Here is a 19755-nt window from a genome sequence, read left to right on the forward strand (position 1 = left end):
AGAATCAAGAAAAAAGATGAAAACACCTAATATGTTTTCATCTTCTCGATCTCTTTTTACTTACCTTTATTCAAATGAGGAGGCCGCTACCACACTGTCCATTACCAAAAATTATTCATTACAAAGAGCCCAAACCAAGGCTCAGGCTCTTTTGCTATTTATTGAAAATCTTTAATATTCCCATCGTAATTTGCCCAATCCTGGCTAAAGAATCGATCATTCATTTGGTAAATAGGTGCTGTTGTTGGATTACTTAAAAAAGGATTTACAACCTTATCAAACGCCAGCCAGCCTAACCAACCAATATGAATCGTATCCTTAACAAAGTAAGGATCACCTCCGTTTTTTGAGAAATCAGCAATATTGGTGAATCCTTGACTTTCCAACTGGTAACGAATTTTTTCGACAGAATGTTGATACATTTCCTCACTCAGTCCAGTATAATCCATCCATTTTTTATTGACAGGTTGAAAGACAAAGAGCACATTCACCTTGGATTTGGCAAATTGATCGAGCACTAGCTGCAAATCATTGTACTCAGAAGACTTGAGAAAGTTGTAATTTTTTTGATACCCTTCCCACTTTTTCAAATCTTTCTTTATCTGAGTATTGTAAAAATGGTTCTCCATTCCCAAATCATTATTGGTTGTATTTTCTTCACCCTCTTTTCGAGCGATATTTTCCAATTCTTCATAAGAAAATTGATCTGGGAGACTGCTCAAAAATTTTTCAATATGATCTTTATACTCTAATCGACCTCGAATCAAGAATTGCCCAAAAAGAGCAGCTTGTTTTTCATTGAACTCTGCAGAAGCTGTAATAATTGAATGATTAAAGTCCGACAATTGCTCGTTCTTAGCTAGCTTCTCAACAATCCCCTTCATCGGTACGCTTGGATTCTGCTTCAAGAGTCTATTAGCCGCATACTGAGCGGCCACATCCCCAGATTGATTTTCCAAGAAGGCAGTCAACTGATCATTGTTAAAATAAGTTTGAAAAATAGTCGGGTCATGATCCTCTTTTGTAAACCACTGTGGAGAGATTACAAATACCGCTTGTTTGTTTTCAAGTTCAGACGTAATTTGTTGCATCCCAAAATACTGACTAAGTGAAGCAGCTCCTGCCTGCCCCATAAAATAAGGTCGGTAGGAGCGATTGTACTTTTCAGCTAATACTCCTGGATGCATGCTGTCGAAGCGAATCCATTCACTTGATCCAAAGAAAGGAACAAAACGCATATCGGGATCTGTAAGGGCTCTTACTTTTTGACTTCTCTCCTTGAAGCTTTCTGCACTTATCGAAGCCGCAGAGTATTTCTCCTCCGTCAGATTATGGCTTCTTATACTTGGATAAAAAAAGATCAATAGAAGAACCAACAATCCCGCTACAAAGATAGGTCCAAAGATTAACCACAGGCGTTTAAGCATTCTTTAACTCCGTAATCCCTGCCACGATTTTATTGGCTGTATTCCAATCATCACGGCCAAATTCTGTAACCGGGACACGTATATCAAAGCGATTTTCGATTTCTACAATCAATTCAACCGTTCCCATACTGTCCAAGACACCTGCATCGAAAAGATCTTCATCCATCATGTCAGAAACATCTTCCATAAATAATTCATCGATAATTTCAATAACTTCTGATTTGATATCCATTTTTAAATTTCCTTCTATTTTTTAATTCCATTTATTTTTTAAACCATAAATCATTCAAAAATCCAGAAAAGATTAAGAATGAAACCATTACGACATGGAAGGTTATAACCATGCCAAGCAACTGAATCCAACGGTTCTCAGGAAAAGGTGGTCGCCCTACTTTTTTCCGTTCTTTATTGAGCGTTTTTTTCTTTCGAACCCAGACATCATTAATGACTAGGCCCACTCCATGAAAGAGTCCGTAAACGATATAAAACCATGTTATCCCATGCCAGAACCCCATAATCAGCATATTTACAATATAGGCGACACTTGAGGTCACATTTCGATTCTTAAAAAGCTTCTTTCTCGTCATCACCATGACCATGCGCATAAAGACAAAGTCACGAAACCAGAAGGATAAACTCATGTGCCAGCGATTCCAAAACTCTTTCAAATCTCTTGACAAGAAAGGTTTGTTGAAGTTAATAGGACTACGAATTCCCATCAGATTTGAAATAGCTATAGCAAACATAGAGTAACCTGCAAAATCAAAGAAGAGTTCCAAACCAAATGTGTACATGATGGCCACTACATAATAGTTAAAGACGCCACCTGTTTGTAAAGCTAAATTCTTTAGCGGTGGTAATAAAATCTCGCCTAAAATATGAGCTAGGATAAATTTATACAGAAATCCCCACATGATATACCGAACGGACTCGGCTAGCATATCTAGCAACTCATCGCGCTCTGGTATCGTCTTATAATTTTCATTAAAACGTTTGAAACGATCAATAGGACCACTTGAAAATGTCGGCATAAAGAGAAGAAAACGCAAATACTCCCCTATCTTCAAATCCTTAATGACTCCATCTCTGAGTTCGATGATAATCCCCACCGAACGAAAGGTCAAATAAGAAATTCCCAAGAACCCGAACAAAGACTGCGTTCCATTGATAGCCGGCTGCACCTTTACAAAGATAATCGGAAGGAGGGACAGAAAACTAACGAGGTAGAATACCCACTTGCCATCCTTACTTTTTCGATAGTGCTTGTAGAAAAGCAGGAGCAATATTTCCCAGCACAGATAAATACCCAAGGCAGCTAATTGATTGGTCTTGCCTCCCGTCAACATAGTGACTATAAAGAAGAGACTAACCAGCATTTCATACCAGGCAAAGCGTTTTTTGAAAAAAAGACCGATAAAGATTGGCAAAGTAGCAGTAATCACGTATACAAAGTACTGCGGATTCCCATACGGCTCAATATGAGGCAGCTGTTTCAGGAAATCCATCATCTATTATTCACCTCGTTAATCAATCCTTTGATATCAATCTTACCATTTGGAGTCAGTGGCAATTCCTCTCTGTAAAGAAACTTAGATGGCATCATGTAAGACATCATAATATCTTCCAAATCTTCCTTGATAGCTTTGGTAATATCAATCTCGCGCTCAAATTGTTCTTTGACCCCATCTTTTAAGATAACATAGGCCAAGAGATTTTGAACCTTGTGATCTTTATTATAGCGCGGTACCGCAACAGCCGAGTCAATGTACTGAGATTTGTTCAAGTTTTGAGAAACATCTTCTAGCTCAATACGGTAGCCGTTAAACTTGATTTGGAAATCCATCCGTCCACCGTAGAGAAGAAGGCCTTCATCCGTCATAGTTCCGACATCTCCCGTATGGTAGGCTGGCAGACCTTCAAATTCGAAGAAAGCTTCTGCTGTTTTCTCTGGATTATTTATATAACCTTTTGAAACAGCCGGTCCAGACACGATGATCTCACCTTGCTCACCATTTGGCAATTTATTTCCTGCCTCATCAATGATGAAGGTTGGAGAATCTTCTTTCGTGTAACCAATTGGCAGACGTTTCAAAGTTGCTAACATCTCATCTGTAATAGCAACTGCCGACAAAGCAACTGTTGCTTCCGTTGGCCCGTAAGCATTGATGATGCGAGCATTTGGGAAACGCTCGCGCAGTTTTTGAGCCGTTTTAACAGTCAGCTCTTCCCCATCAAAGTAGAAATGGGTAATACCTGACATCTTTTCAGCATTGAAATCTTCAGACAGCATGGCCATATCTGCAAATGATGGCGTTGAAGTCCAGATAGCAATCGGAAGAGAAAAGATGGTCGCAAAGAGTTGTTTAAAGTCTTGAATGATGGCTGATGGAAGAGCAAAAAGCGTTCCTCCAAGAGCCAAAGTTGGTGCCCAGTACATAACAGATAAGTCAAAGGAATAGGGCGGTTGCGCCAACATTTGCGGACGCTCTGGCGTCGCAAATTCCTTGTCTGTAACCATCCAGTTGGTGAAGCTGAGCAAGTTATCATGCGAAATTTGTACCCCTTTTGGTTTCCCAGTTGTCCCTGAAGTAAAGATGATGTAGTAGTTATCATCCCCTTTGACCGGATGTTGCAAATCATAGGCATGCTGAGCCGCATAAGCTTCACGCACTTGCTCCAAGGACATGATTGGAGTAGCTGGGTTTTCAATTGGAAACTCATTGATGGCGATGATTAAGCTTGGCTCTGCTACTTCAACAATCGCAGACACGCGCTCCAAGGCAGAATGGCTGTCAATTGGGATATAGGCATGGCCAGATTTGGTCAAGGCCACAAAGGTTGCTAACATTTCATATTCTTGGCCACCAAAGACCACAACAGGTGACTTTTCAGGAAGTCCCATTTGGTCAAGATGGGCTGCTAAGCTATCTGAATCAGCCTTCAATTGGCCATAGGTATACTCTTCTCCAAGGACATTGTAGACAGGATAGTCTGGTTGCAGTTGGGCGTAACGCTCAATCGCCTCAAGCATATCAGTAATTGGTTGGTTTGACACGTAGGGATCTCCTTTAGAATTCATTGTAAATAAAGCCGCCTTGACCTTGACCAAGGTAACTAAAGAAGTAAAGCAAACCCAGTAAAATAATAAAATACAGGACAGTTTGTCCAAAAAAAACATAGTATCTCTTCTTTTTATTCATATTAGATTCTTTTCTGTACACTTTCATTGTATTTTCGCAAACTTACAATTCTATTTTATCTTGCTCCCATTTTACCACTTTACTTTTTCTATTTTCAACTATTTTTTGTTTTTTAGAAGTTGATTTTAGAATATTTTAAGAAAAGCTAAGATATCGATAAAAATATTCTAAAAAAACCAGTTTCTTTGCCATCCTAAGATTGACAATTATAAATGGGACAATTTGAAAGACTTGCAAACACACCACTCCCCCTTTAAGCAGTTTTATGCTAAAATAGTAGCTATGGATAAAATTATTAAAACTATATCAGAAAGCGGGGCTTTTCGTGCTTATGTACTAGACAGCACTGAAACTGTCCGCACTGCTCAAGAAAAACATCAAACCCAGGCTAGTTCAACCGTAGCGCTTGGCCGTACCCTTATCGCCAGCCAAATTCTCGCTGCCAACGAAAAAGGAAATACCAAGCTAACCGTCAAGGTTCTTGGAACTAGCTCCCTCGGTGCCATTATCACAGTTGCAGATACCAAGGGTAACGTCAAAGGCTACGTTCAAAACCCTGGAGTTGACATTAAAAAGACTGCAACAGGCGAAGTCCTAGTAGGTCCTTTTGTCGGAAACGGTCAATTCCTAGTCATTACTGACTACGGTACTGGTAATCCTTATAACTCTATGACTCCACTCATCTCTGGAGAAATTGGTGAAGATCTTGCTTTCTACCTGACAGAAAGCCAACAAACACCATCAGCTGTTGGCCTTAATGTCCTTTTAGATGAAGAAGACAAGGTCAAGGTCGCAGGTGGTTTCCTGCTCCAAGTTTTACCAGGAGCCAAGGAAGAAGAAATTGCTCGCTTCGAAAAACGCATCCAAGAAATGCCAGCTATTTCTACACTTCTTGAAAGTGAGAATCACATCGAAGCTCTTCTAAAAGCTATCTACGGAGATGAAGCCTACAAACGTCTGTCCGAAGAAGAAATTCGTTTCCAATGCGACTGCAGTAAAGAACGCTTTATGAACGCTCTAGCTAGCCTGCCAAGCTCTGACCTGCAAGAAATGAAGGATGAAGATCACGGAGTTGAAATTATCTGCCAATTCTGCCAAACAACTTATAACTTTGACGAGAACGACCTGGAGGAACTCATCCGTGACAAATCTTAATACACCTTTTATGATTGGCAATGTTGAGATTCCCAATCGTACCGTTTTAGCGCCCATGGCAGGAGTAACCAACTCTGCCTTTCGTACTATCGCAAAAGAACTTGGCGCAGGGCTCGTTGTTATGGAAATGGTCTCTGACAAGGGTATCCAATACAACAACGAGAAAACTCTTCATATGCTTCATATTGATGAAGGAGAGAACCCAGTTTCTATCCAGCTCTTTGGTAGTGATGAAGATAGCCTCGCACGCGCAGCAGAATTTATCCAAGAAAATACCAAGACCGATATCGTTGATATCAACATGGGCTGCCCAGTGAATAAAATCGTGAAAAACGAGGCGGGTGCTATGTGGCTCAAAGACCCTGATAAGATATACTCTATCATCAACAAGGTCCAATCTGTCCTTGATATCCCTCTCACTGTCAAAATGCGTACAGGCTGGTCTGACCCATCCCTAGCAGTTGAGAATGCCCTAGCCGCTGAAGCTGCTGGTGTTTCTGCCCTTGCTATGCACGGTCGTACACGCGAGCAAATGTATACTGGCCATGCGGACCTTGAGACTCTTCATAAGGTTGCACAAGCTCTGACAAAGATTCCATTCATCGCTAACGGTGACATCCGCACTGTCCAAGAAGCTAAACAGCGTATCGAAGAAGTCGGTGCCGATGCAGTCATGATCGGTCGTGCTGCTATGGGGAATCCTTATCTCTTTAATCAGATCAATCACTACTTTGAAACTGGAGAAATCCTCCCTGATTTAACCTTTGAAGACAAGTTGAAAATCGCCTACGAGCACTTGAAACGCTTGATTGACCTAAAAGGCGAGAATATCGCAGTTCGTGAATTCCGTGGCCTAGCTCCTCACTACCTTCGAGGCACATCTGGCGCTGCTAAACTCCGTGGAGCCATTTCACAAGCTAGCACTCTGGCAGAGATTGAAGCCCTCTTGCAGTTAGATAAAGATTAGTAAACATAGAATAAAAACCCGTAACTAAAATGAATTACGGGTTTTCTTGTTGTAAGAAGAGATATTAAAACACTAATATCTATGGTTGAACCAAAGCGACATTAGAAACAGCTCCATCCGCTCCTGTTGTAATTTGGATGATCTTTCCTCCACCTACTTTAGCATTATATTTACCATCATCAAGGGTATAAGAATATCCTTGAACAGAGTAGCTCTCTTTCTTCCCATCAGCAGTTTCTACTGTAAATTGGCCTCCAGATGAAACAGTGATAGTTTCTCCGTTGCCCCCTTTCCAACTACCAGCTGCTGCAGAAAAATCTCCATCAACCATTGTTAGGACGCCTTTATAACGTTTGTTGTGTTCAGCTTGCTTGTCATGAAGTTTACGATCAGTTGTTGGGTCATAGCTTGATTGAGCAGTTTGACTAGACTGACTCGCTTGTGCTTGTTGATTTGAAGTAGCTTGAGAATTATTCCCTTGGGTTGGTTGTTTGTCTTGACTTTGCTTACTGTTATCTGTTTTTTTAGTTTCTTGTCCTTGAGTGCCTGAGTTTGAACTTTGCTCAGAAGCACTTGTGTTTTGTTCTGTAGTTGATGTAGTAGTTGTTGTTTTTGGTTTACTTTCTTTAGCTGAGGAACTTGCCTTACTACTAGAAGTAGCTTGAGTAGTCGTGTTTGATTTATCACTGCTAGTATTTTCTTTCTTGTTTCCGCAAGCTCCCAAAAGTAGAGTTGAAGCCAATACAGTTGCTGCCATCAATTTAATAGAAGTTTTATTTTTCATATCTTACTCCTTCTGTAATATATTTGAAATATTACGAAATATTTTTGTAATGTTATTGTAGTCCTTATTTTTAAATCTGTCAATCATTTATAGCAGATTTTTAAATTTATTTTTTAGTATCTCTTTCTACACTTATTATCTCCTTTGCCCTCCTATTTTTATTATTCGCAAAAGACTTTAAAAAATAGGAAAATTTTTTCTACTGGAATCCTATATTTTATGGTGTAATCGCTTGCATTTTTTTCTTGAAGGGCTATAATAAAATTGAAATAGGATATTGGAGGTGTAGGTTTATGTCAAGCAACTATTACAAGTATCTTCCTTGGTTGATTATTGGTGCTTTCTCTTCTTATGGGGTTGCTACTCATTACGCTCAAACAACATTTGATTTGTTTTACTTAACCACTATTTTCATGATTGTTTATGTGTCTCTAATGTACTTACACGAACATTATTTAAAATATAAATACAAAGATTTATTCATTCGAATCATGAGCAATTCTAATAAAGATAAACATCCTTAAACAAAAAGAGGTCGGGACAAAATCCCGACCTCGCTTTTTTATGACTAATAAGTCTTTGACACGATGGCTGAATTGACTTTTGACACAAACTTTATTTTCTCTATTCTCAAGCTCAACCAGTCATCGGACTTGTTGAAACTTCTCAGGACTGAAACTAGGAAACCAAGATTTGGGCTATCGATATCTGCTTCCAAAGTTTTTATTTCAATCGATAGGTTTTTCTTGGTTTCTTTTTAGGCACTCGTTTTAGCCCAACTTCTTCTATATACTCACCGTATTTTACGAGGAAGTTATTGCTGACGATTGGTCGTCCTGGGTTGATGAGATTGACTAATTCGGTTCCTTCATAGACAGTGAATTCCTCCTCTAGCAGATAGAGAAAGGTCGGATTCCAGTCAAGACGCCCTTGGATTCGTTTAATAGACTCTTGGATAATGGCATAATGGTCAAAGGCGAAGGCTTGCTCCCCCAGCTCTAGTCCCTCTAGGAAGCACTTGCCCGTCTGAAAATCAACATCGACAAAAACCACATCCTTGGCATCATCACCAGCTTGAACGAGATCAAGTGCGCGGCTAGGTAGATACACCAAGTGGGCGATAGTAACCGTCCAGCCCCGCGGATCACGACCTGGAGTAGATACTGTCATCAACTGTTCGATTTTTTCCAAAGGAAGGTCAAGGTTAACCTCCTCTCTCACTTCACGCTGACAAGCATACCTTGCATCTTCGTTCTTATCTATAAAACCACCGACCAAAGCCAAACAGTTTTGATAAGGATGGCCCTTGCGACGAATTAGCAAGAGTTTGATTTTCCCTTCCAAAAAGCAATAAGCTACCATATCCACCGTCACGCTCGGTTTTTCATACTGAGGAAGGTCCTGTTTGCAGTACCAATCTAGAAATTCCTTCTCAGTCGCATGAATCTCAAAATATTCTCTCTCTGTCATTCCAGCCGGGATTATCGTTTCAGTCAACTTATCCCTCCTTGACAGCCTTAGTCCATTGGTACCAACCGACTAGACTATTGAGAGTGTAGACCCAGTACATTCCTTGGATATGGATGTTTTCACCCCACCAGAGGTAGATACTAAAGAGATTGGTTGCAATCCAGAAAATCCACTGCTCACGGTAAAGACGTGTCATCAAGAGCTGACCAACACCATTGGTCGCATCCGTTACACTATCACGGAATGGACGAGCACTATGGATACTTTGGTAAGCCAAACCCATGCCAATCCAGATGATAGCTGTCAAGGCCAAGTACTTGAGCCAATCAACCAGACCAAGTTTCTTAGCTTCAAAGTGAGACTCCTCTGGTCTTCCTTGTTCATTGATCCGATTAGACAACCAAGCATAGAGACCAATAGGCTGCATGACAAAGAAATAAACTGTTGTCAAAACTTCGCCGTAGAAAGTGGCATTCATAGATAAGACCAAGTAAATTGCAGAGTTAATAGCTCCAAAAAGATAGTTACTAGCTCGACCTTCAGCTACCAAGATAACGCAGACAATTCCTGTCCAAGAGGCCAAGAGGCCAATCCAGTCATGACTTTCCGTGTTTTGTGTAAACTCCAGAATAAGAGGAACACTTGATAAAACAATCAAATAGAGCCACTGGAAAAGACTGCGTCCCACAAAGAGGTCATTCCAAAGTAAACGCATAACTCCTGCAAAACCAATTTTACGAGCTTCCGCGTGAACATTTTTAAAGTTTTCGATAAATTGTGTGATTTTTTCTACTATTTTTTTCATTTTCTTCTCCTAATCTGCTTGGTAAATAGCATCGATAGCCACTTTGGCTGCTTCATAATTTCCTAGATAGTCATCAGCTAGATAAACATGAGGGATATTGGCTAGATATTGTTCCCTCATCATATCCAAATGCTGAGAAAAACTGTGACGGATATGGTCTTCTGCCATGGTCATGTCGCGAAAACCATCATTGACATAAGAGCCAATAGGTTGCACAAAGAGGATTAAATCCCACTTTTCCTTGGCTAAGATGGAAACAAAGAGATTATCAAAGGTCTCTACGGACAAGTCCTCCTGCTCTTCGCTTTCCATGTAGTAATCGTAGTAGCCCTTGGTTACTAGTGAGTTGGTATCTGCAATGACTAGGCCTCGATTGGCATTGCTATCGATTAACTTGGAAGTTTGATCATATTGGCCCAAAAGAAGGTAATAATAATCTTTGGAGATAAGCTCATCATCTCGGACATTATTTTTTATCTGATACTCACGAGCATACTCCATACTGACTGGCGCATCATAAAAGCGAGCTAAATCCTTGGCTAGAGTTGTTTTACCATTACTAGCACTTCCCATAATCAACACTTTTTTCGTAAACTGACGGCGGAAAGGTTGAGCGATATATTTCCAATATTTGCTTGGATTTTCTCGAATCATGGTAGCCGAAATTCCAAATTTTCTTTCCTGTAGAACAGTCTCGAAACCACGTTCTGACAATTCTTGTTGGTATTCGGACTCTCCTACAAAAAAGATTAGTTCCTCACCAGTCTGGTCATAGGAAATGGCCTGCAACATCTGATCCAACCACTCCTGCCAGCCCATTGGATAGCGTGGAATATTGGTTTCGTCAAGTTTACAAACAGAGGTCAACTCATCATCTCGAAATGCTTCACGAATATAGCGAAATCTCTTTTGTAGTGTAAGTCCAACCTCTTCACCACGATCTCCCTCATAACCTGAAACTACCACCCATACAGCATCGCATTGTCGTTTTGCTCTTTGGATTAAATCAATATGCCCCTGATGCAAGGGAGCAAAGGTTCCAAAAACCACTGCTATCTTTTTTTTCAAGTCTTTTCAACCTTTTTATAAATTTTTATATTTTATATCATACTACTCCTTCTATTGTTCGTCAACACTTTTTTATTATTTTTTATAAAAATATTTTCTACATGATAGAATTTTTTTCTTGATATACAAAACTTGATCAGTAGAAATTCGTTTTTGAATTCCTTAAACTAAATGCACAATTCAAATGCTTATTATAGTGACAACTTTCAAAAAAAAAAAAGAGGCTGAAACAATCTGTTCCAACCTCACAATTTTAAACAATCTCAAATTTTAACTGACCAGCTTTGACACCAATCTTAAGGGTCTTGCCTGCTTCCAATTCTCCTTTGAGTAAGAGTTCAGCTAGTTTATCTTCCACTTCAGTTTGTAGAGTTCTACGAAGCGGTCGCGCACCCATTTCTGGATCATAGCCATGTTGGGCTAAAAGTTTTAGAGCAGATGCTTGAAGTTTTAAGTCTACCCCTTTTTCTGCCAAGCTTGCAATCAAAGGTTTGACCATAATCTTAACCACTTCCTGCATATCTTGACTTGACAAGCTGTGGAAGACCACCTTTTCGTCAATACGGTTAATAAACTCTGGACGATAAGCTTTTTTCAACTCTTCAAACATACGTTTTTCCATATTTTCCTGGTCAAAACGAATATCTCGAGCTCCAAAACCGACTGTCTTATCATCACGAAGGGAAGTCGCACCAAGGTTTGATGTCATAATAATGATGGTGTTTGAGAAGTCAACTTTGCGTCCCTTGCTATCTGTTAGAACCCCATCGTCCAAGACTTGTAAGAGGACATTAAAGATGTCTGGGTGAGCCTTCTCTACTTCATCAAAGAGCAGAACAGAGTATGGCTTATTACGGACTTTTTCAGTCAACTCTCCGCCTTCTTCGTAGCCTACATAACCTGGAGGAGCACCATTGAGACGGCTAGCCGCAAATTTCTCCATGTATTCACTCATGTCAAAGCGGATAAGGGCAGATTCATCATCAAAGAGAACCTCTGCCAAGGCCTTAGCTAACTCTGTCTTACCGACACCAGTTGGTCCTAAGAACATAAAGGAACCAATCGGACGTTTGTTATTGCGAATACCAGATTGATTACGGCGAATAGCTCGGCTAATACTTGAGACCGCCTGTTCTTGTCCAATAACACGCTTGTGGAGTTCAGCCTCCAAATTAAGGTACTTCTTAGCATCGCTTTGAGTTAATTTTTGAACTGGGATTCCTGACAAACGACTGAGTGTTGTCAAGATATCAGATTCGGTTACAGAGTCTTTATAGACAGGTAATTCCTGTTCTTTTGCAATGAGTTGAGCTGCCTGCTTCCATTTACCATCCATCAGAGCCTTATCAGCCGTAGACAAGCCCGACTCATCATTTTTCCCATATTTCGACTTGTTCTGAACAGTGGCAGCCGCTTCGTCCAAAAGATCAATAGCAGAGTCTGGTAAATGACGGCTGGTTAGGTAACGATGAGCCATTTTGACAGCTGTATCGACTGCATCATCTGTAATTTGAACATGATGGTGTTTTTCATAAGTTGATTTCAAACCTTGTAAGATTTCAATACTATCTGCCACACTTGGCTCTTCAATCGTCACTTTGGCAAATCGACGAGAAAGGGCTGCGTCTTTTTCAATATGTTTTTGATATTCTTCCTGGGTTGTAGCTCCGACAGTTCTCAGAGTCCCGCGCGCCAAGGCAGGTTTTAAGATGTTAGCTGCATCCAAGGTCGAATCAATACCGCTACCCGATCCCATGATGGTATGGAGCTCATCGATAAAGAGAATAACCTGACCATCTTCCTCAATGTCTTTAATGATGTTGTTCATGCGCTCTTCAAAATCACCACGGAAACGTGTCCCTGCAACCACATTCATCAAATCGAGTTCTAAGACTCGCATCTTAGCCATTTCAACCGGTACATCCCCACTAGCAATTCGCTGAGCTAGTCCAAGTGCCAGAGCTGTTTTACCAACACCTGCGTCACCAACTAGTACAGGATTATTCTTTGTCTTCCGACTCAAGATTTGAATCATGCGAGAAATTTCTTGATCACGACCGATGACTGGTTCCAATTTGCCAGAACGAGCTTGTTCCGTAAGGTCATGAGTATAATCCTCCAAGCCACCACTCGGATTTTGAGGCATTCCCATCATATTAGCCATAGAATTTTGCTTATCTGCTACTGAACGATGACGTTGACGAAGAGCCTTCAAATCTTCTCTAGTCCATCCAGCACGCGCTTCAAGTTTGCGACGAAGTCCAGCAATCTTAACCTGGTCCTTCTTATCTTCGTAAGAAAATCCAGATTGCTCTAGGATACGAGTAGCTAAGGCATTCCCATCATGCAAAATAGCATAGAGAACATGTTCAGTTCCCAAAACTTTTGCATGCACTACAGAAGCAATATGTTCAGCCTCTAGAAACAAAACTTTCAAACGGTGTGAAAAAGAAAGCTCCTGATACTCTTCTTTATCGCCGTGCTTTGCCTCTGTCAGTTCTGCCGCAACTTCCTCCAAACGATCAATTTCATATGGAAATTCATTTAAGGTCGCCCCAGCTACACTGTAATTATGATTTGCCATTGCAATCAAAAGGTGCCAAGACTCTAAGTATTCTGCCTCATAATGACTTGCTACTAGAAAGGCACTGTCTATACATTCTTTTAATGCTTTTGAATATTTCATGTGGTCTTATTTTCCTTTTCTATCTACCTCTTGTAGTAACTGTTTAAGCATATTAGCACGGATTTGATTTGCTTCCTCACCTAAAATACGGTCTGGAGCCATAGCTACTAATAAATTCATCTCTTGGCTTGTCAGCAAGTCTTGCTCAAACAAGAGTCTTAAAACATCTTCAAAAACAACCTGGCTAACTTCCTCACCTACTGAATACAACAAATCTCGAAGCATTTCATGATGATTGGAGAATTCGATTCGTCCAATACGAATATAGCCTCCACCTCCCCGTTTACTCTCAACTAGATAGCCTCTACTTTCTGTAAAACGAGTTTTGATAACATAGTTAATTTGACTAGGAACTACTTGAAAAGTATCCGCTAATTGGCTTCGTTGCAATTCAACCATACCTGACTGCTCCAGAATCGCCTTAATATAAGCTTCTATATGGTCTGATGTATTTTTAAATCTCATAGCACTCCACCTCTTTCTTTAAACCTTGACTATCTTTGACTATTATACCGAATTTTTCGATTTTTTTAAAGAAAAAAGAGAGTAAGTAAAGAATAAACTTCACCCACTCTCTATGTTTCTAATTATTTAAGCCTAATTCCCCTAATATCTGGCGTTTATAGGCAATTTTTTGAACTTCCTTGTCTTCGCCTGCAGACCAATCAAGTTTGACTTCAGAAACAATCTGCCCCGGCCGATTTTTTAGGATGTAGATGCGATCACTGAGATTGAGGGCCTCCTCGATACTATGCGTGATGATGAGCGTCGTCAACCCTAGCTGTTTGTGAATCTCCAAATACCAAGCGTGGAGTTCCATCTTAGTCATCTCATCCAAGGCACTAAAGGCCTCGTCTAGAAGAAAGAGCTTATGGCCAAAAAGGTAGGTACGGAGCAAGGCTACACGCTGCCGCATCCCTCCACTGAGTTCATGAGGATACTTATCCCTTACAGCCGTCAACTGAAAGGTAGTAAGGATTTCATCTGCTTTAGCAATAGCTTCTGCCTTATCCACTTTTTGAATCAAGAGGGGCAGGATGATATTACCAAGTACCGTCTTGTGTTCCAGGAGCAGGTCCTTTTGTAGCATATAGCTTACACGCCCCTTGGGATTTTCCTCACCGTCAAGAATGATACGTCCAGACTGGACTTCTAAAATCCCTGCAATCAGGTTAAAGAGAGTGGTCTTCCCTACACCACTGGGTCCTAGGATAGAGACCACTTCACCTAAAGTCACTTGTAGGTTGATATCCTCTAAAATCTTCTCCTCACCATAGGCATAACTTACGTGTTCTAGTCTAATTTCTGTCATTATTTTACAAATTCGTTAGTGAATCCTTTATCAGTCAAGTCTTCCTTAAGGATACCATTTTCTTTATCCCATTTGTAGAAGGCATTCCAGCGATCAGCATCAAACTGTCCCCATTTTTCCTTATCACTTGCATATTCTTTTGACAAGTATTTTTGAGATTCAATGACAAAGTCACGTTTATCCTTTAACTCAGGGGCATTCTTGATCAAGATATCAGCCGCTTCTTCTGGGTGATCCATAGCGTATTGGTAACCTTTTTTAATAGCTTGGATGACTTTACGAGCTTCTTCTTTGTTGTCTTTCAGATAGTCATTGTTAGCGATGATAACTGGTGAGTAGTAGTCAAACTCTTTGACGTAGTCTTTCAAATACATAAAGTTGGCATCCACTCCTTGAGATTTAGCAAGAATACCGTCCCAACCATAATAAATCCAAGCAGAGTCAAAAACTCCATTGGCAATCGGTGTGATCGAGTTCGAATCGTTGTTTGGTACTTTTTCAACCTTCTCAAAGTCTCCACCTTGAGATTCTACCAAGGTTTTCAGCATAGCAAGCTCAGTTGGATCATTCCAAGTTCCGTATTTCTTACCAACCAAGTCTTTAGGACTATTGATATTGTCAGACTTACGAGAGATAATCCCTGATGTATTGTGCTCAACGATAGCTGCAACGGCAGTAATACCTGCTCCTTTTTCCAATTTCTTAGCCATGTAATCTTGGAAATAAATAGCAAATGGCGCCTTGCCATTGATAACCAAGTCAGATGAACTTTCTTCTGGTGGCAATTTCAAATCAACATCCACTCCAGCTTCTTTGAAATAACCTTTTTCTTTAGCTACATAAAGCCCTGTATGGTTGGTATTGGGTGTCCAGTCTAGGATAAAGTCAATTTTTTTGAGTTCTGCTTCTTTGTTATCCTTAGAAGCTGTTCCTTGCCCACAAGCCACAAGCACGACAGCTAGAAGAGCTGTTACAATCGTTAAAAACACTTTCCATGTTTTCTTCATTTATATTTCCTCTTTTCTTTTTACAAAACGCTTCTTTTAAGCACGTTTCCATTTAATCACATATTTTTCACTGATATCGACTAGCCTCATACCCAGAAGGCTAATCAGCGATACCAGAATAATAATTGCGAACATGGTGTCATACTGAAACAGTTTCTTGGACTGAATCATATAGACACCAAGTCCTTCAAAGCCTCCCAACCACTCAGATACCACTGTTGTAATGAAAGCATAGGAGACACTGACCCTCAGACCTGCATAAAAGTAGGGCAGGCTGACAGGGATTTTAAAATGCCACAGGATTTGCCAAGGATTCGCTCTCATCAAACTAAACAAGGTCAGCATGTCCTTGTCGCAATGCCTAAAACCATCTAAAATACTAACGATGATAGGAAAAGTAGTCGTCAAGATAATCAAAACAATCTTGGGCAAGATTCCATAACCCAACCATAAAACTAGGATAGGGGCTATGGCAATTGTCGGTATGGTCTGGACAACTACCATCATGGGGTAAATCAAGTCATTGAGCCAACTCAGGCTATCCATAAGGACTGCCATGATACAGGCTATCAAGACACCCAAGACTAATCCTAATAAGGCTACTCTCAAGGTTGCCCAACTATGGTACCAGAGAAATTCTCTGTCACGAACAAAAGACTGGAGAATCTCAAGTGGCGTCGGTAGGATGAACTTTGGTAAGAGTTGTAAGAATCCCGCCACCTGCCAAACGGATAAGACACCCAAAAATCCTAGCAGACTAATATGCCGTCTCATTATACTTTTCAAGTTTCTCATCGATGCTTAAAATCTCTCCTATATTTATTTTCACATTGGCAAAAACATTGTCTGCCCCTTGACCAGCTACCTCCAACGCTTCTTTAAGAATACACATGAGTTCATCAAACTCTCCCTCTAAAACTGTTTCAAAGGGAGTCGCCACCATGGTCACTCCTTGAGTTTGCAGATATTCAATAACCTTATCAATTACCGCTATACGATCAATCCCCTGTGATAGGGGCAGGACTTGTAAAGCAATGCTTGCCTTCATTAAAACCTCCTTCTAATTTACAGTCTTCCTTTGTAAAAAAAGAAAAACCTCTTTCATATATGAAAAAGGTGCAAAATTAGGCCAAGTATTCGTTCCCTACGCTGGCATTACCCAGATCAGGTGCGGTCGAAGTTTAACACTTCCTCTCAGACTGTACACAGACTCCCATATATTATATGGATATATAATAGCCTAATAATGACCTAATGTCAAGGTTTCTGCTCATATAAAAAGAGGCGTTCATTCGCCTCTTACTCTATTATTATTTGCATTTCAGCCATTTTATTTACAGCATAGGTGCAAATAACTGTGTCACTTCTTTTATCAACATTTGATACCAAGTAGGATTTATGGTGTCAGAGAAGATTTCTTGAGATTGTTCAAAAATATTTTCAAAATCCTTGTGAATATCTGCTATTGACTCTGTCTTGTACAGTAATACTGCATTTTCATAGTGGTGAACCAAACTACGATAATCTAAGTTAATCGTACCTACAGCTGCAAACCGACCATCAACAATGATTTGTTTACTATGAATAAATCCAGGAGTATATTCGTAAATACGTACCCCAGCTGATAAAAGATCTGGATAAGCACCTCTTGTTACAAGCTGAATGAGCTTCTTATCTGGTATATAGGGGGTAACTATTCGTACATCTACACCACGCATAGCTGCATTTTTAATATCCTCCGTCAAATCATAATCAATGATTAAGTAAGGAGTAGTGATATATACGAAATCTGTTGCTTGATTAATCAAGTTTTGATAAACTATTTTCCCTACCTTAGATTTATAGATTGGCTTTGGTCCGCTTCCATAAGGAATGCACAAACCAGGAGCCGGAACAGCTTGATGCTCTATACGATATTGATCAAAATTACTAATATCTCCACCGTTAATATACCAGTTCATAAGAAATAGTCTTGTAAAAGCTTGAACAGCCGGACCATCTATCCTAATGCCGCTATCTTTCCAATAACCAAAGCGTTCAATATGATTGATGTATTCATCAGCTAGATTGATTCCCCCAGTATAAGCAATCTGTCCATCAATCACCAAGATTTTACGGTGATCACGGTTATTATAAGTTACTGTCATTCGAGGAATTACTTTGTTAAACTTATGAGTCTCAATCCCTTTAGATCTCAAATGTACTGTATAATCTCCTGGCAAAGTAACCATACAGCCAATATCATCGTAGAGCATCTTGATTTCAACACCTTGAGCAGCCTTTTCTTCGAGAATCTCACGTATGCTGTCCCACATCACCCCTTCGTCAACTATGTAGTACTCAAGAAAAATGAACTTTTCTGCACTTCTTAAGTCCTCTAACATTTGCTGCCACATATCTTCACCAGAAGAAAAAAACTTAGAAGCAGTTTGGTCATAGACCTCTGAGTTGCTATCCATACTCAGCAGAGATTTTATAATACCATAAGCGGACTTATCCCGCTCTTCTAACTGGTGATGGAGGTTGTTACCAGTATCCTCATGAAATGCGATAACTTTTAATTCCTGAAGCTGTTTCAGTTCCTTTTTTGATAATCTTCTCTCACCAAACATGATATAAAGCAGTGGACCAAATACCGGAAAAAAAGCAACTAAAAGCCAGGTAACCTTGCTCTCTGGTGACATATTCCGATTGACAATCGATAAGATTGTCGCCACACTTATCAAAACAACAAGAATAATCCAAACATATGGTACTATCTGACTTAAGAATAAAAACAAACCAAAAATCAGAATTAATTCTATCAGTATGATTGTAATGCTAAAACCATACTTTGACATCAATAATCGAAATTTCCTAAAACCCATAACTTACACTCATTTACAACATAATCTGTCATTTACAATTTTTAAAAACAACTATTAATTACTAGTATACCTTAGTTAAGGTAAAGATAGCAACTATTTTTAAGAAATTAAGAATTTAAAAAAAGAAAGTATAATGAAAATAAAAAAAGACCTACTTGGTCTACTAAATAAGCTATATTAATCGGGAAGACAGGATTCGAACCTGCGACACCTTGGTCCCAAACCAAGTACTCTACCAAGCTGAGCTACTTCCCGAAGTAAATAAAAAAATGCACCCTAGAGGAGTCGAACCTCTAACCGCCTGATTCGTAGTCAGGTACTCTATCCAGTTGAGCTAAGGGTGCTCATTTATGCCGAGGACCGGAATCGAACCGGTACGATCGTTACCAATCGCAGGATTTTAAGTCCTGTGCGTCTGCCAGTTCCGCCACCCCGGCCTCTCTAAGCGAACGACGGGATTCGAACCCGCGACCCCCACCTTGGCAAGGTGGTGTTCTACCACTGAACTACGTTCGCATTCATGAGTCTGAATATTAAAAAAAATGCCGGCTACATGACTTGAACACGCGACCCTCTGATTACAAATCAGATGCTCTACCAACTGAGCTAAGCCGGCCTATTTCTATTATGCGGGTTAAGGGACTTGAACCCCCACGCCGTTAAGCGCCAGATCCTAAATCTGGTGCGTCTGCCAATTCCGCCAAACCCGCAATGATGACCCGTACTGGGCTCGAACCAGTGACCCATTGATTAAAAGTCAATTGCTCTACCAACTGAGCTAACGAGTCAAATAACTTTCGTTATTACGGTCCCGACGGGAATCGAACCCGCGATCTTCGCCGTGACAGGGCGACGTGATAACCGCTACACTACGGGACCTATGGGAGTTAACGGGATCGAACCGCTGACCCTCTGCTTGTAAGGCAGATGCTCTCCCAGCTGAGCTAAACTCCCTCTAGCTAAGCGACTTCCATATCTCACAGGGGGCAACCCCCAACTACTTCCGG

19 protein-coding genes and 9 tRNA genes are annotated in these 19755 nt (G+C 40.3%); 3 read left to right on the plus strand and 25 right to left on the minus strand.

What is annotated here, in order from left to right; translation table 11 throughout:
* Window positions 1-158 precede the first annotated feature (158 nt).
* The 5 genes from dltD to BQ2679_RS00175 are packed head-to-tail and all read right to left on the minus strand — an operon-like array spanning window position 159 to window position 4627.
* A complete protein-coding gene (gene dltD / locus BQ2679_RS00155; protein WP_075564974.1) occupies window positions 159-1427 on the minus strand; it encodes a D-alanyl-lipoteichoic acid biosynthesis protein DltD in 1269 nt (422 codons plus the stop codon).
* Entirely contained in the window at window positions 1420-1659 is a 240-nt protein-coding gene (gene dltC / locus BQ2679_RS00160) for a D-alanine--poly(phosphoribitol) ligase subunit DltC (protein WP_000351968.1), read from the minus strand. The genes dltD and dltC overlap by 8 nt, the downstream gene beginning before the upstream one ends.
* 31 nt (window positions 1660-1690) lie before the next feature.
* Window positions 1691-2935: a D-alanyl-lipoteichoic acid biosynthesis protein DltB gene (gene dltB / locus BQ2679_RS00165; protein ID WP_075564976.1), complete on the minus strand. Its 1245-nt coding sequence runs from the start codon at window positions 2933-2935 to the stop codon at window positions 1691-1693.
* Window positions 2932-4482, minus strand: a complete 1551-nt coding sequence (gene dltA, locus BQ2679_RS00170; protein ID WP_075564978.1) for a D-alanine--poly(phosphoribitol) ligase subunit DltA — start codon at window positions 4480-4482, stop codon at window positions 2932-2934. The genes dltB and dltA overlap by 4 nt, the downstream gene beginning before the upstream one ends.
* Window positions 4483-4495: 13 nt before the next feature.
* Window positions 4496-4627, minus strand: coding sequence for a teichoic acid D-Ala incorporation-associated protein DltX (locus BQ2679_RS00175; protein ID WP_075564980.1), 132 nt, complete (start codon window positions 4625-4627; stop codon window positions 4496-4498).
* A 282-nt stretch (window positions 4628-4909) separates the two neighbouring features.
* On the opposite strand from BQ2679_RS00175, the gene hslO reads away from it, so the two are divergent.
* Both hslO and dusB read left to right on the plus strand, forming a co-directional pair.
* Window positions 4910-5782 carry an Hsp33 family molecular chaperone HslO gene (gene hslO, locus BQ2679_RS00180; RefSeq protein ID WP_075565015.1) on the plus strand — a complete coding sequence of 291 codons (873 nt, stop codon included), beginning with the start codon at window positions 4910-4912 and terminating at the stop codon, window positions 5780-5782.
* Window positions 5769-6749 carry a tRNA dihydrouridine synthase DusB gene (gene dusB, locus BQ2679_RS00185; protein ID WP_075564982.1) on the plus strand — a complete coding sequence of 327 codons (981 nt, stop codon included), beginning with the start codon at window positions 5769-5771 and terminating at the stop codon, window positions 6747-6749. Before hslO ends, dusB begins: the two co-directional genes overlap by 14 nt.
* A gap of 79 nt (window positions 6750-6828) precedes the next feature.
* Here the strand turns inward: dusB and BQ2679_RS00190 are convergent, their stop codons facing one another.
* Window positions 6829-7533, minus strand: a complete 705-nt coding sequence (locus tag BQ2679_RS00190; protein ID WP_075564984.1) for a hypothetical protein — start codon at window positions 7531-7533, stop codon at window positions 6829-6831.
* Between the two features lie 293 nt (window positions 7534-7826).
* On the opposite strand from BQ2679_RS00190, the gene BQ2679_RS11010 reads away from it, so the two are divergent.
* The gene (locus tag BQ2679_RS11010) at window positions 7827-8057 is read left to right on the plus strand and encodes a hypothetical protein (protein WP_075564986.1); all 231 of its coding nucleotides are present in this window, start codon (window positions 7827-7829) and stop codon (window positions 8055-8057) included.
* Window positions 8058-8256: 199 nt separating this feature from the next.
* Here BQ2679_RS11010 and BQ2679_RS00200 read toward each other — a convergent pair whose 3' ends face one another.
* The 19 genes from BQ2679_RS00200 to BQ2679_RS00290 form a co-directional block, all read right to left on the minus strand.
* Entirely contained in the window at window positions 8257-9030 is a 774-nt protein-coding gene (locus BQ2679_RS00200; protein ID WP_142324030.1) for an NUDIX domain-containing protein, read from the minus strand.
* A gap of 1 nt (window position 9031) precedes the next feature.
* Window positions 9032-9808, minus strand: a complete 777-nt coding sequence (gene pnuC, locus BQ2679_RS00205) for a nicotinamide riboside transporter PnuC (protein WP_075564988.1) — start codon at window positions 9806-9808, stop codon at window positions 9032-9034.
* Between the two features lie 9 nt (window positions 9809-9817).
* On the minus strand, window positions 9818-10876 hold the full coding sequence (locus BQ2679_RS00210; protein ID WP_075564990.1) for an AAA family ATPase: 1059 nt from the start codon (window positions 10874-10876) through the stop codon (window positions 9818-9820).
* Between the two features lie 253 nt (window positions 10877-11129).
* Window positions 11130-13562: an ATP-dependent Clp protease ATP-binding subunit gene (locus BQ2679_RS00215; RefSeq protein WP_075564992.1), complete on the minus strand. Its 2433-nt coding sequence runs from the start codon at window positions 13560-13562 to the stop codon at window positions 11130-11132.
* Window positions 13563-13568: 6 nt separating this feature from the next.
* Window positions 13569-14027, minus strand: a complete 459-nt coding sequence (locus BQ2679_RS00220) for a CtsR family transcriptional regulator (protein WP_075564995.1) — start codon at window positions 14025-14027, stop codon at window positions 13569-13571.
* Between the two features lie 118 nt (window positions 14028-14145).
* The gene (locus tag BQ2679_RS00225; RefSeq protein ID WP_075564997.1) at window positions 14146-14874 is read right to left on the minus strand and encodes an ABC transporter ATP-binding protein; all 729 of its coding nucleotides are present in this window, start codon (window positions 14872-14874) and stop codon (window positions 14146-14148) included.
* A complete protein-coding gene (locus BQ2679_RS00230; RefSeq protein ID WP_075564999.1) occupies window positions 14874-15881 on the minus strand; it encodes an ABC transporter substrate-binding protein in 1008 nt (335 codons plus the stop codon). Before BQ2679_RS00230 ends, BQ2679_RS00225 begins: the two co-directional genes overlap by 1 nt.
* 36 nt (window positions 15882-15917) lie before the next feature.
* Window positions 15918-16676, minus strand: a complete 759-nt coding sequence (locus BQ2679_RS00235) for an ABC transporter permease (protein ID WP_075565001.1) — start codon at window positions 16674-16676, stop codon at window positions 15918-15920.
* Complete coding sequence (locus BQ2679_RS00240) at window positions 16639-16929, minus strand: thiamine-binding protein (RefSeq protein ID WP_075565003.1); 291 nt, start codon at window positions 16927-16929, stop codon at window positions 16639-16641. The genes BQ2679_RS00235 and BQ2679_RS00240 overlap by 38 nt, the downstream gene beginning before the upstream one ends.
* 286 nt (window positions 16930-17215) lie before the next feature.
* Window positions 17216-18748, minus strand: coding sequence for a cardiolipin synthase (gene cls, locus BQ2679_RS00245; protein ID WP_075565005.1), 1533 nt, complete (start codon window positions 18746-18748; stop codon window positions 17216-17218).
* A 181-nt stretch (window positions 18749-18929) separates the two neighbouring features.
* Window positions 18930-19003: transfer RNA gene (locus BQ2679_RS00250), tRNA-Pro, on the minus strand.
* A 15-nt stretch (window positions 19004-19018) separates the two neighbouring features.
* Window positions 19019-19092 (minus strand) — tRNA-Arg (locus tag BQ2679_RS00255).
* Between the two features lie 7 nt (window positions 19093-19099).
* Window positions 19100-19185: transfer RNA gene (locus BQ2679_RS00260), tRNA-Leu, on the minus strand.
* 7 nt (window positions 19186-19192) lie between these two features.
* A tRNA-Gly gene (locus tag BQ2679_RS00265) sits at window positions 19193-19264 on the minus strand.
* A 27-nt stretch (window positions 19265-19291) separates the two neighbouring features.
* A tRNA-Thr gene (locus BQ2679_RS00270) sits at window positions 19292-19364 on the minus strand.
* A gap of 12 nt (window positions 19365-19376) precedes the next feature.
* A tRNA-Leu gene (locus tag BQ2679_RS00275) sits at window positions 19377-19458 on the minus strand.
* Window positions 19459-19463: 5 nt separating this feature from the next.
* Window positions 19464-19536, minus strand: a tRNA-Lys gene (locus BQ2679_RS00280).
* Between the two features lie 18 nt (window positions 19537-19554).
* Window positions 19555-19627, minus strand: a tRNA-Asp gene (locus tag BQ2679_RS00285).
* 2 nt (window positions 19628-19629) lie between these two features.
* Window positions 19630-19702: transfer RNA gene (locus tag BQ2679_RS00290), tRNA-Val, on the minus strand.
* Between the last annotated feature and the right edge of the window lie 53 nt (window positions 19703-19755).

Source organism: Streptococcus timonensis, assembly GCF_900095845.1.
GTDB classification, from domain to species: domain Bacteria; phylum Bacillota; class Bacilli; order Lactobacillales; family Streptococcaceae; genus Streptococcus; species Streptococcus timonensis.